Source organism: Nocardia colli (genome assembly GCF_008704205.1).
Taxonomy (GTDB): Bacteria; Actinomycetota; Actinomycetes; order Mycobacteriales; family Mycobacteriaceae; genus Nocardia; species Nocardia colli.
This window is the reverse complement of the sequence record NZ_VXLC01000015.1, coordinates 287604-300759: the sequence shown is the minus strand read 5'-3', so window position 1 is coordinate 300759 and position 13156 is coordinate 287604. Positions and strand designations below refer to the sequence as shown.

The following is a 13156-nucleotide window of genomic DNA, read 5'->3' as shown; positions in this document are numbered from 1 at the left end:
CGGCGGCGGCCGTTGAAAACTGTTACCGGAGTCAGTGGTTCGCCCGATGTCTACGGAGCCGCGCTGAATCCAGGGAAATCCACGCTGGCCTCGGCTATCGATATCGCGAAACTCGCCGAAGCCAACAAGTTCGACGCGTTGTTCGCCGCGGACTTGCTCACGTTCGGAAACCAGGGCGCGATCGGTGCGCAGGAACCGCTGATCTTCGTGTCCGCGCTCAGTTCGGTCACCACCCACGTCGGCCTGATCGCCACCGTGACAACGACTTTCCACCACCCGTTCAATCTGGCCCGGCTGTTCGGCACGCTCGACCACGTCAGCAACGGCCGCGCCGCCTGGAACGCGGTCACCTCCTCGGTCGGCGAGGAGAACTACGGTGACCAGGATCTGCCGTCTCCGGAAGAACGCTATGCGCGCGCCGCGGAATCCCTCGAGGTCGTCAACGCGCTGTTCGACAGCTGGCACCCCGGCGCCCTCACCTCCGACGGAAACGGCGGCGCCACCCTGAACGCCGATCTGGTCCGGCCGATCGACTACGCGGGCGAACACTTCACCGTCCGCGGCCCACTGAACATCCCGCCGCTACCGCAACGCCGCCCGGTGCAGTTCCAGGCCGGCCAGTCCGAGGCAGGCATCGAACTCGGCGCACGCTTCGCCGAGGTGGTCTTCACCTCGCTGCCGACCCTCGACGACGCCATCACCTACACGAAGAAGATCCGCACCCGCGCAACCGAATTGGGCCGAGCCGACGGACTCCCCCTGATCATGAGCTCGTTCCACGCCACCTACGGTTCCTCCGAAGCCGAAGTCCGCCGGCTGGTCCGCGAACGAGATGAGGCCACCGATTTCGTCGCGGGCCGCAGCGCCCTCGCCGACATGCTCGGCGGCGGCGTCGACCTGTCCGATCTCCCACTGGACAAGCCGATCCCGGAACACCTTCTCCCCGACGTGAACTCGGTCCACCGCCGACGCGGCCGCGTCGAGATCTTCAGCGGCTTCGCCCGTTCCGGAAAAACCCTCCGCGAGTTGATCATCGCCGCCAAGGACACCGGCCACTGGGCCGCCGCAGGCACCCCCGAACAACTCGCCGACGCCATCGCCGAACGCTACGATGCCGGCGTCCTCGACGTCATCAGCCTCGGCGGCCTCGCCGACCCCCGCACCCGCGACTTCCTCCTCAACGGCCTCCTACCGGAACTCCGCCGCCGCAACATCGTCGGCACCGACTACGTAGGCAACACCTTCCGCGCCAACCTCGAACTCCCTCCGCTACCCCCACACGCAGGCGCCTAGCCCGGCCGGTGCGCGGCCTCCCGGAGAGCGCCCTCTAGATTTAGCTCTGAGTCAGAGCTAATATGGCGACATGGAGGAGACGCTGGAGTCGGCGGAGCTGGTCGAGCGGCTGATGAGTACGTTCGGTCGTTTCCGCAGGCAGGTGGCTCGACTGGTCGGGCGATCGTTCGATCAGCCGGGGGTCAGTGCGGCGCAGGCGGAGTTTCTGCGTCTGGTCGGGCGTAACCCGGACATCTCGGTGAAGGCGGCGGCGACCGAATTGGGGCTCGCGCCGAACAGCGTGTCGACCTTCGTCACCGCGCTGGTGAAGTCGGAACTGCTGGTCCGCGAGCCGGATCCGGCGGACCGGCGCGCGACCCGGCTGAGCCTGCCCGGCCCGGTTCAGCGATCCGTCGATGAAACACGCAGGCGCAGGCACGATCTGGTCGCGACCGCGCTCGCGGAGCTGACCGCCGACGAACGCGCGGAACTGATCCGCGGCCTGGAAGTCGTCGGCAAGCTCACCGGGATCCTGCACGAACACGAACAGAGGACGCGCAGATGAGATCGAATTCCGTTGCTCCACCCGATGATTCCCCGGCCGTCGAATGCACCGGCCTCACCCACCGCTACGGCGACCACACCGTGGTGGACCACCTGGACCTGCGCATCGATCGAGGCGAAGTATTCGGCCTGCTAGGCCCCAACGGCGCGGGCAAAACCACGACGATCCGCCTGCTCACCACGCTGATGCCGGTCGAAGCGGGCACGGTCCGCATCCTCGGTTTCGAGGTCGGCCGCCGCGACATCGACATCCGCTACAACCTCGGCTATGTCCCCCAGCAGCTTTCGATCGAGGGCGCCCTCACCGGCCGGCAGAACGTCACCTGGTTCGCCCGGCTGTTCGATGTCCCCCGCCGCGAACGCGCCGACCGGGTGACCGAGGTGCTGGCCGCCATGGACCTCCTCGACGTGTCCGATCGCCTCGCCTCGAGCTACTCCGGCGGTATGGTCCGCCGACTGGAACTGGCCCAGGCCCTGGTCAACCGCCCCGCCCTGCTGGTCCTCGACGAACCCACCGTCGGCCTCGATCCCATTGCCCGCGACAGCGTCTGGGATCGCGTGCGCGACCTGCGCCACCGCTTCGGCACCACGGTCCTGCTCACCACCCACTACATGGCCGAGGCCGATCTGCTCTGCGACCGAGTCGCTCTGCTGCACAAGGGAAAACTGCAAACAGTCGGCTCACCGGCCGAACTCAAAGCTGCGCTCGGCCCCGACGCCACCCTCGAAGACGTCTTCCGCCATCACGGCGCCGACCTGGACGAGGACTCGACCACCGAAGGAGGACTGCGTGGTGTCCGAAGCACCCGCCGGACCGCTCAACGCGCCGGCTGACTACCGCCCCTTGCGCCTGGCGCCGCACGGCCTCGGGCGGCTGCTCACCCTGGGCTCCCGAATCAACACCTTCGCCCTCGTCGAACTCCAGAAGCTGCGCCACGACCGCACCGAACTCGTCACGCGCGCAGTACAACCCGCGCTGTGGCTGCTGATCTTCGGCACCACCTTCTCCCGGCTGCACACCATCCCCACCGGGAACATGCCGTACCTGGACTTCCTCGCGCCCGGCATCATCGCGCAGTCGGCGCTGTTCATCGCGATCTTCTACGGCATCATGCTGATCTGGGACCGCGACGCCGGAATCCTCAACAAGCTCATGGTCACCCCCACCCCGCGAGCCGCGCTGATCACCGGCAAATGCTTCGCCGCCGGCGTCCGCGCGGTCTCCCAGGTGCTGATCATCGTGGTGCTGGCGCTGATCATGGGCGTGCACATGACGATGAATCCGCTGAAGCTGTTCGGCGCGGTGGTCGCCGTGCTCCTCGGCGCCTCGTTCTTCGCCTGCCTGTCCATGACGATCGCCGGCCTGGTGGTGAAACGCGACCGCCTGATGGGCATCGGCCAGGCGATCACCATGCCGCTGTTCTTCGCCTCCAACGCCCTCTACCCGCTGGACCTGATGCCCGGCTGGCTGCGCGTGATCAGCCACGTGAACCCGCTCAGCTACGAGGTGGACGCCCTGCGCGGACTGCTCGTCGGCGGCACCTACCACCTCTGGCTCGACCTGGGCGTCCTCGTGCTGTCCGCGGTCCTCGGAATCGCCTGCGCCGCCTCGCTTCTCGGCAGACTGACCCGATAGCGGCGCTCAGCCGGGGAACTGGGCGTGCTCGGTCAGCATGGTGATCCAGCGGGTGTTGGAGAACGCCTCGATGCCCCAGCGTCCGCCGAACCGCCCGTAGCCGGAACTCTTGACCCCGCCGAACGGCGCCTGCGGTTCGTCGCCGACCGACTGATCGTTGATATGGACGATCCCCGTCTTCAGCCGGTGGGCCACGCGCAGGCCGTGGCTCAGGTTCTCGGTGATCACCCCGGCGGACAGCCCGTTCTCGGTGTCGTTGACCTTGTCCGCGGCTTCCTCGTCGGTGCGGAAGGTATCGATGACACACACCGGGCCGAACGACTCGGCGTGGTACAACTCAGCCTCGCGCGGCACCCCGGTCAACAACGTCGCGGGATACCGCGCACCCTGCGGAACACCGCCACCCGCAAGCACTTTCGCGCCCTTGCCGGTCGCATCGGCGATCAACCCGGCAACCCGTGCGGCCGCTGCCTCGCTGACCAAGGGCCCGATCACGGTGGCCGGCTCCTCCGGACTGCCCGTCGGAAGCGCGGACACCGCCGCGACGAGCTTGCTGGTGAACTCCTCCGCCAACGACTCGTGCACCAGCAACCGATCGGCCGACATACAGATCTGTCCCGCATTGGCACACATCGAGAAAGCAGCAGCCTGTACGGCGTAGTCGACATCGGCATCGGCGAGCACAACCACCGAGTTCTTGCCGCCGAGCTCCAACACCGCGGGCGTGAGATGTTGCGCCGCAAGGACTCCGATCATGCGACCGACCTTCGTGGAACCGGTGAAGTTCACCGCACGCACCCGCTCGTCACCGATCAACGCCTGCGCGACCTCGGCGGCATCGGAAACATCGTTGGTCACCACGTTCAGCACGCCGTCCGGCAATCCGGCCTCCCGCAGGATATCCGCGATGAACAGCCCGCTCGACAGCGGCGCGGCCTCACTCGGCTTGAGCACCACGGCATTTCCGGCGGCCAGTGCGGCGGCGACCGCCCGGCTGCCGAGGATGATCGGCGCGTTCCACGGGGCGAACGCGGCGACCACCCCGAGCGGCTCCCGTACCGCCAACCCCAGCGCGCCCGGCTGCTCGGCGGCGAGCACCTCCCCACGCGGCGCGGTCACCGCCGCGGCTACCTCACGAAACATGTTGGCGCCCAAGGACACATTGAACGCCGCCCAACCGAAGGTCGCTCCGGTCTCGCCGGCCATCAGCTCAACAACCTGTTCGAGCCTGGCGTCGAGCAGGTCGGCGGCAGCGAGAAAGATCTTGCGCCGCGCGAACGGGCTCACCACGGCCCACGGCTCGGCTGCCGCGGCCGCCGCAGCGACCGCGGCGGCGACATCCGGGGCCGTGGCGGCAGCCACCCTCGCGTACACGTTCCCGGTATGCGGGGTGATCACCTCGGTAGTCCGGCCGCCCTCGGCCGGGACATCCTTGCCGCCGATCAGCAGCCCACGCGCAATGGTCATGATTCCTCGATTCGCTACCGCGCCCAGCACCGACGCTGCCGCACCCAAGGCAGTACCGGAATTCCGGGCGCGGGATGGGCGAATCGAGGAAAATTCGGCGCGCTCGTCCAAGAGCAGCGCATCGACATCTACGACCGCCGACGCCGATACCGTACCCGGCACGGCTGCTGCAACTGCACCACCATCTTCGAGTGATCGTTGCGGTAGGTATCGGACGGCTGCGCCAGCTCGAACTCCCAGTCCCGCAACAGGATCGAGAAGATCGCCTTCAACTGCATCAACGCGAACGGCGCCCCCACGCACCGATGCCTGCCCGCCCCGAACGGAATCCAGGTCCATCGATGGACGATGTCCTCCTGCCGTGGATCGAGATAGCGCGCGGGATCGAACGCATCCGGCTCCGGAAAGTCCGCCGCGATGCGGTTGGAGATCGCCGGCGTCGCCGCGACCATGTCCCCCGCCGCGATCCGATGCCCGCACACTTCGAACTCGTCCCGCGCGATCCGCATCAGAATGATCAGCGGCGGATGCAGCCGCAGCGTCTCCTTCAGCGCCGCTTCCAGATTCGGAATCTGCCGCAACGCGTTGTGACCGACTTCCGAACCGTCGGCGTACAACTCGTCGAGCTCACGCACCACCGTGCCCAAAACCTCTGGATGCCTCAGCAATTCGATGATCGTCCACGCCGCGGTCCCCGAGGTCGTGTGATGCCCGGCGAACATCATCGAGATGAAGATCCCGGTGATCTCGCTGGCCGAGAACCGCAGCGCACCGTCCTCATCCTTGACCGAGATCAGCACATCGAGCATGTCCCGATCGCCTTTGCCAGCAGGCGGTTTCGCCGCCCGCCCGTCCATGATCGCCTGCACCAACTCGACCAGCTGCTCCCGCGCCGCGTCCCGGCGGCGGAAGCTCTCGATCGGCGCATACGGATCGACATAGGCCAGCGCATCGGTCCCCTGCTCGAGCTCGTGATACAGATGCGAGAACCGCCCATCCAGCTCTCCGCGAAACTTGCGCCCGATCAAACACGACGAGGATGTATAGATCGTCAACTCGGCGAAGAACTCCAGCAGATCGATCTCCCCCGTATCTCCCCACCCCGCCAGCATTCGATCCACCTCACCGGCGATCGTCGCGGCATGCCCGCGCATGTGATCGGCCCGCAACGCCTGGTTGTGCAGCATCTCCTTGCGCCGCTCCGGGCTCGCGTCGAACACCACCCCCTCGCCGAAGATCGGCTTCATGAACGGATATGCCGCGCCCTGGTCCAGCTCGTCGTCACCGGCCCGGAAGAAGAACTCGTTGGCGTCGGCCCCGGACAGCAGAATCACGTCCCGCCCGGCCAGCTCGAATGCCCCGACATCCCCGCATTCGGCCCGCACCCGCCGCATCAACGCGATCGGATCGCTGCGGAACTCCTCCAGATGTCCGTGCTCATCGGCGCCCCCGGACACCCGCTGCGGCTTGACCAGTGCCATCGACAATCCTTCCCAGAACACATGCCCATACGCGCGTTGGACATGTGTCTGGACAGTACACCGAAAGAGGCGCGCGGCAACCGCACTTCCACCAAAATGCCGGCGCCCCTTCGGCGGTCACCTCACGGCTGGGTGATGAAGTTCGCGATCAGACTGCTCGCCATCTCCGGCATGCCGTTGTTCTGCCGTTCCGCGGCGGTCACCACGTCGTAATGGCGGTAGCCCGGAATGATTTTGGCGTTGGCGGGCAGGATGCCGCCGTAGCCCGCGTTCTGCAACGGCGAGTCACCCGAGAGCAGGGTGAGGTTGCGCCGCGCCGAAGGGGTGCTCTGCCAGCGGTCACCGTGCAGCAGGAAGTTCAGGATGCCGCCGCTGCGGTTCTGCAACTGCCGTAGCTCACCGTCGCGGCCGAGGCCGAGCGCGAAGATCGTGTCGGTGATGATGCGCAGCGGGGTGTACTCCTCGAAGAAGTCGGTCGGCTGCCCGCCGGGGTTCATCGCCCGGGCGAACTGACGAATGTCGGTGACCTCGTGGTCACGGTCGGTCGGCTGGCCGCGGACCGGATCGATTCCGTCGATGGTGGCGGCGGGCATCCGGTCGTAGTTCTTCCAGCCGCAGAGCTGGTTGTGGTCGACCGGGGTGTAGTTCTGGCCGTAACCGACGCGCAGCGGAATGATGAACAAGGTCGGTCCGAGGATCGGCACCGAGGCGAGTCCGTTGGGAATCGGATAGGTCTTGCCGACCGTCGGGCAGTCGTAATAGCCGAGGCCCGCCTGCAGGACATACTCCGCCGAGTTCTGGTCGAACAGCATGCCCAGTGCCGCGGTATTGGTGAGCCGGAAATCGCGCGGCAGATTCTGGCCGGTGAACAGGTCCAGATAGTCCTTGCCATAGAACGCCCGCATCCACGGTTCGGTGCGCAGATCAGCGGGCACCAGACTCTTCAAATCGCTTTCGCCGTCCGGGTTCTGGTCCGCGGCCATGCCAGCCAGCTGATAGGCGTTCATGATCTCGCTGGCCGCGAGCACCGGCCACTGCGCGACACCCAGACCGTTCTTCAACAACCAATCCACGCCGTTCTTCACCGCACCGCCGACGGCGGAAAAGAACATGTCCAATGGCGGCGCTCCCGCGAACCCGGCGGGATCGGTCATGGCGAAACCGTCTTCCGGAATGATGCCGCCACCGCACAGGTTGAAGCCCGCGTCCTCGGTGGTCGCCGCGTTCTGGTCGAAGTCCCACGCCATCATCGGCCCGGTCAGGAAGGCGCCCAACGAATGACCGCCACAGAAGCTCTTGGTCCGGGTACCGGGATCGGGCAGCAGATATTCGATCACCACCCGCCAGTCGTCCATGGTCAGCGCCAGGCCGTATTCGCCGAGATAGTTCAGGTCCTGCGGGGTCTGGTAGCGGTACGACTTGCCGTCGATCGCTTTACCGCCGAAGTAGTAGTCCGCGGCGACGTGATAGTCGCCCGCCTTGTCCGCGGCTTCCCAACCGGTGCGATCCTCGGCACAGTTCGCCCGCCGATCCAGCGATATGTACTCGACCGACTTACCGGTCGCCGCGGCCTTCCGAACCACCTGCGGGCCTTGCGGATTCATGTTCGCCGCACCCGAGAAGGTGCCGGGTTGCACACTCAGCACCGCGTCCGCCTCGGACGTCTGCTCCGGCCCCTTCTTGGACCGATACCGCACGAACGAGATCCAGTCGCAGGCTTCCGGATGCGTCATCGTGGAGTACGGGCTCGGATAATGCAGCCGCACATAGCTCGCCTCGACATCGTCGCCGAGCGCCGGATCACCGGTCACCGGGCTGATTTCCGCCCGGTCCGCCCCCACCGAGACCGCAGGTGCGGCAGTCGATATGGGCACCGATAGGCCGGCGACAATCAGTACCGCCGTGATAGCCATCGACATCGCCGTGGCCAGCATCAATCTGATCCGACTGGTGAGCCGCATCGCTCCCCGCTTTCCGGTCTGCGTGGTTCCGTTATGTGTTGTCATCCAAGGGTTTTCACGAAGTCGGCCAGGCTTTGCGCGCTGGCGTCCGGCTTGCCGTCGTTCTGTACGCGCGCCGCACCGATCGTGTCGACGTGGCTGTAACCCGGCAGCGTCACCACCTGCGCGGTGGGCGGCGGCGGTACGACGATGCCGACGCCCTGCTGCACGAAACCGTCACCGGCGTAAGCGATATAGCTGGGCTTGGTCCGCGCCATATTGCGGTAACGCAGGTTCGTCATGTCACCGCTGCGCGCGCCGCCGTAGCCTGCGCCGATATCGATGAACAGCCGAGCCGGAAAGTAGGTCTCCCAGTACGCGTACGGGCCACCGGTGCCGAGTTGCCTTGCCGCGTCCCGGATATCGGAGGCCTCGTGGTTGGGCGAGGTGTAGGGCACGCCGCGCACGTCGTCGTAATTGCGCCAGGTGTAGAGCGCGTCGCGATCGGTCGGGCGAACGCGCGGCTGCGGACCGGCGATCGCGCGCAGGAATCCGCCGAGCAGCGGAACCTGGGTGACCGAGCCCGGCACCGGAAAGGTTTTCTCCGACACCGGTCCACCCGCCAGCGCCCCCACACCCTGCTGGAACAGCGCGAAGTTGCCGGAGTTGTTGTCGATGAACTCGCCGAGCAAGGCCGTGTTGGTGAACCGGAAGTCGCGCATGCTGCCGGAACCGTCCGCACCGTTGGTGGCGAACGAGGTCAGCGACCCGGAGAACATGAAATCGAGCGTGGCGTCGATATCCAGGTCATGTGGAAGATGCGCCAGCAGTTGACTTTCCGCGTCTGGTTCCAGATGCGCGGCGAGCCCGGCCAGCCGGTAGATCATGAACGTCCGCGCGCCGATGATCGGCAGCGAGACGAGCGAGCGCGGCAGCACACCGACATTCGCGACGGCCTTCACCACATCGTTGGTCGGGCCGACTATCGCATTGGTGAGATCGTGCAGGAACGGCGTGTTCTGGATCGCCACCGGATCCGAGGTGATCATCGTGTCCTGCGCGGCGAACGCGGCACACTGGTTGTAGCCGGCGTCGCTGGTGGTCGCCGGATTGCCGTCGAAGTCCCAGTCCGCGAAGAACCCGGTGACCAGGCCGCCCAGCGAGATCCCCGTGCACACGTACTTCCGTTGCCGCACAGCCTGATCCGGGATCTCGGCGAGCATCAGCTCGTACTCGTCGCGAATGATCCGCTCCATGCCCATGCCATCGAGCACGGCCAGATCCGGCGATTCCTTGAACCCGCCGAACACCTGCCCGTCGATCGGCTTGTGGTTGAAGTAGTAGTCGACCGCGTCGAGGTAATTGCCGGTTCGCAACGCGTAGTCGAAACCCGTCGTCTCATCCAGGCATGAGCTGCGGCGCGCCAACGCCCAGAACTCGACGTTCTGCCCTGAAGCCTTCGCCGCGACCACCGTGTTGGCGGCGACGCTGTCGTTGTTCACCGCGCCGCCGATCGCACCAGGCTGCTGCACGATCACATGGTCGGCGTCGGCGGAGTTCTCCGGACTGCCGACCACGCGGTAGCGCAGATATCCGGCCCGATCGCAGGCCGCGGGATGCGCGGGTGCTCCAGCTGGCAGCGGCAGCAGATAGCTCACCTGCGAGACGATCACGCCATCGCGCGTCTCGAGCACCCGCTCCTGACGATCTGCCGCGACGCTGACCGGCACCGGTTCCGCCGCCGAAGCGGCTCCCACCGGCACCAACGCTCCCGCCGCCGCCGTGACGACCGCCAGCAGAACCGACCAGCGCAGTCCATCCCGGACCGAGCGTGCAACCGAAGCCACGAATCGGCTCCTCTCGTGTGTTCGAACGGCACGACGGCAGCCGAGAACTATCGACCGCGTCGTCTGGAACGAGCACACCACTGCGACCCAGACAGCCACCATTGACATAGTTCAGAAAGATTCCGATCGGCAATAGTGCACATGCACGGCGCCCCAACCAGGCGAAACGGGCGTGGTGGGGCACGAATGTGCTTCGGCGATCGGTCAATACGGCCGCGGAAGGGAATCGTCGACGCGGGTCGACCGCTGCGCCACAACACGTTCAGCGGCGCGCGAGCAGGAGGGCGGTTCCGGTGTGTGGCCCGCCCAACGGAAGGTCGATCTGTCGCTGGGCGGGCCACTTCCCCGTACACCCAGGGACGCCGCCACGTCCACATGGGCCGCGTTGATCTTAACCGGTCGGCGGCCCAGTGGCGGGGAGGCGCTACCCCGTGTGCAGCGCCCGGAAGACTCGGTGCAGTTCAGCCTTGTCTTCGAAGCCGATGCCGGGTGTGTCGGTGAGCCGCAGCCGGCTGTGCCCGATCACGGCGGCGTCGGCGAAACCGCCGGTCGGCTGGAACTCGCCGGGATAGGACTCGTTGCCGCCGAGCCGCAGCGCCGCGGCGATGTGCAGGGAGAACTGGTGGCCGCCGTGCGGGATGCAGCGGCGCGAGGACCAGCCGTGCTGCCGCAGCATGTCCTGGATCCGCAGGTATTCGACCAGGCCGTAGCCGAGCACCGGGTCGAACTGGAGGTAGTCGCGGTCCGGGCGCATGCCGCCGTAGCGGATGAGGTTGCGGGCGTCCGGCAGCGAGAAGAGGTTCTCGCCGGTGGCCAGCGGGCCGGGGTATCGCTCGGACAGCGTCGCGTGCAGGGCGAAGTCGAGCGGGTCGCCGGGTTCCTCATACCAGAACAGGCCGTACGGGGCGAGCGCGCGGCCGTACTCGAGCGCGGTGTCGAGGTCGAATCGGCCGTTGGCGTCCACGGCCAGCCGCGATCCGTCGCCGTCGAGCACGTCGAGCACCGCCTCGACTCGTTTGACGTCGTCGGCCAGGCTCGCGCCGCCGATCTTCATCTTCACCACGTCGTAGCCCTGGTCGAGGAAGCCGCGCATCTCCTCCTGGAGCTGGGTCAGTCCCTTGTTCGGCGCGTAGTAGCCGCCGGCCGCGTAGACGAACACGTCGTCATCCGGCGCGCCGAGCCCGTAGTGCCGGGTGAGCCACTTGTATAGCGGCAGCCCGGCGAGCTTGGCGGCAAGATCGAACAGCGCCATGTCGACCACGCCGACCGCGACCGACCGTTCGCCGTGCCCGCCCGGTTTCTCGTTGCGCAGCATGAGATTCCACGCCACCGCCGGATCGATGGCGGCGCCGTCTTCGGTCAGCAGTTCGTCCGGGTCGGCCTGCATCAATCGCGGAATGATGCGGCGGCGCAAGATCTCTCCCGCGCTGTAGCGGCCGTTGGAGTTGAAGCCGTAGCCGACGACCGGTGCGCCGTCCCGGATCACGTCACTGACCACCGCGACGATGGAGCAGTCCATCGCACTGAAGTCGATGAACGCGTTGCTCATCGAGGAACTGATCGGTACGACACCCTCGTGGATAGCGACGATTCGGGGCATTACTTCTCTCCTACTGTGGTTTTCGGGCGGGACAGCCCGATGGTTCGAGCGGCGAGTTCGCGGTCGAGGCCGTCGGGTTCCCACCGCGCGATGACGACCGTCGCGACCGCGTTGCCGAGGACATTGGTCAAAGCGCGCATCAGCGACAGGAACCGGTCGACCGAGAGCACGAGGGCGAGTCCGGCGACGGGCACCAGGCTGGTCGCGGCCACCGTGTTGGCCAGCGTGATGAAGGCCGAACCGCTCACTCCGGCAGTGCCTTTGGACAGCACCAGGAAGATCAGGAACAACCCGAGCTGATCGCCGAAGCCGAGCGGGATGCCATACACCTGGCCGATGAAGACCACGCAGATCGGCACCACGACCGCCACCCCGTCCAGGTTGAACGAGAACCCGGTCGGCACAACGAGACCGATCACGCTGCGACGGCAGCCGACCTGCTCCAGTCGTTGCATCAGTTGCGGCAGTACGGCTTCCGAGGACGAGGTGCCGAGCACCACCGCGAACTCCTTACGCAGCACCTTGATCAGCCGCCACAGCGAGAAGCCCGCGAGCAGCGAGACCCCGCCGAGGATCACCACGACGAAGACCACCAGCGCGATCGCGGAGACCGCCACCAGCTTCATCAGTGCGGTAAGGGTTTCCGGCCCGTACTTGCCGACCGTCGCCGCCACCGCGCCGAAGGTGCCGATCGGGGCGAGCAGCATGATCATGCCGATCATCCGGAAGAACACGTCGCTGAGCTTGGCGCAGCCGTCCACGATCGGCTGGGAGATCCGATCCGGCAGCTTGATCAACGCGATGGCGAAGAGCACCGCGAAGATCAGCACCTGGATGATGCTGCCGGTGGCGAACGCGTTGACCGCATTGTCCGGCACCATCTCCGAGAGGAATTCGCCGAACGAGTTGTGGTCCGCGCCGCCGTTCACATAGCTGGACAGGTCACCGGAGGCGTGCGCCGGCGGCGCGACCCCGGCGCCGGGCCGGAACAGGTTCACCGCGAGCAGCCCGAGCAGCATGCCCACCGTGGTGACGATCTCGAAGTAGAGCAGCGCCCGCGCCGCGATCCGGCCCACCGCCTTCATCCCGCCGGTCGCGACGATCCCGGTGACCATCACCAGGAAGACGATCGGCGCGATGAGCATCTGGATCAGCGCGATGAACGCCTTCGCGATCGGCTGCATGCTCGCCGCCGCGTCCGGCGCGACGATGCCGAAGACGGCCGCGAGGATCGCCGCGACCAGCACCTGGAAGCTGGTGTTGGTGGCCAGCCTGCGCCACCGGGGATGCGAGGTCGTCGACTCCGGCGTGGCCGCGATTGCTGTGTCGCTCATGGGAATCGCCGCACA

At 66.6% G+C, this 13156-nt stretch carries 10 protein-coding genes; 4 read left to right on the top strand and 6 right to left on the bottom strand.

Annotated elements, in window-relative coordinates; all coding sequences use genetic code 11:
• The first annotated feature begins 12 nt into the window (after positions 1-12).
• From F3087_RS28455 to F3087_RS28440, 4 genes are all read left to right on the top strand, one after another.
• Positions 13-1293: an NtaA/DmoA family FMN-dependent monooxygenase gene (locus tag F3087_RS28455; RefSeq protein WP_223885410.1), complete on the top strand. Its 1281-nt coding sequence runs from the start codon at positions 13-15 to the stop codon at positions 1291-1293.
• A 70-nt stretch (positions 1294-1363) separates the two neighbouring features.
• Positions 1364-1837: a MarR family winged helix-turn-helix transcriptional regulator gene (locus F3087_RS28450; protein ID WP_150405125.1), complete on the top strand. Its 474-nt coding sequence runs from the start codon at positions 1364-1366 to the stop codon at positions 1835-1837.
• On the top strand, positions 1834-2670 hold the full coding sequence (locus F3087_RS28445; RefSeq protein WP_150405124.1) for an ATP-binding cassette domain-containing protein: 837 nt from the start codon (positions 1834-1836) through the stop codon (positions 2668-2670). Before F3087_RS28450 ends, F3087_RS28445 begins: the two co-directional genes overlap by 4 nt.
• Before the next feature lie 10 nt (positions 2671-2680).
• A complete protein-coding gene (locus tag F3087_RS28440) occupies positions 2681-3472 on the top strand; it encodes an ABC transporter permease (protein ID WP_223885433.1) in 792 nt (263 codons plus the stop codon).
• Positions 3473-3478: 6 nt separating this feature from the next.
• Here F3087_RS28440 and F3087_RS28435 read toward each other — a convergent pair whose 3' ends face one another.
• From F3087_RS28435 to F3087_RS28410, 6 genes are all read right to left on the bottom strand, one after another.
• Complete coding sequence (locus F3087_RS28435) at positions 3479-4939, bottom strand: aldehyde dehydrogenase family protein (RefSeq protein WP_150405122.1); 1461 nt, start codon at positions 4937-4939, stop codon at positions 3479-3481.
• Between the two features lie 128 nt (positions 4940-5067).
• The gene (locus tag F3087_RS28430) at positions 5068-6420 is read right to left on the bottom strand and encodes a cytochrome P450 (protein ID WP_150405121.1); all 1353 of its coding nucleotides are present in this window, start codon (positions 6418-6420) and stop codon (positions 5068-5070) included.
• A gap of 122 nt (positions 6421-6542) precedes the next feature.
• Positions 6543-8333, bottom strand: coding sequence for a hypothetical protein (locus F3087_RS28425; RefSeq protein WP_150405120.1), 1791 nt, complete (start codon positions 8331-8333; stop codon positions 6543-6545).
• An 89-nt stretch (positions 8334-8422) separates the two neighbouring features.
• Positions 8423-10207: a hypothetical protein gene (locus F3087_RS28420; RefSeq protein ID WP_223885409.1), complete on the bottom strand. Its 1785-nt coding sequence runs from the start codon at positions 10205-10207 to the stop codon at positions 8423-8425.
• Between the two features lie 424 nt (positions 10208-10631).
• Positions 10632-11807, bottom strand: a complete 1176-nt coding sequence (locus tag F3087_RS28415) for a mandelate racemase/muconate lactonizing enzyme family protein (protein WP_150405118.1) — start codon at positions 11805-11807, stop codon at positions 10632-10634.
• Entirely contained in the window at positions 11807-13141 is a 1335-nt protein-coding gene (locus F3087_RS28410) for a cation:dicarboxylate symporter family transporter (protein WP_150405117.1), read from the bottom strand. The genes F3087_RS28415 and F3087_RS28410 overlap by 1 nt, the downstream gene beginning before the upstream one ends.
• Between the last annotated feature and the right edge of the window lie 15 nt (positions 13142-13156).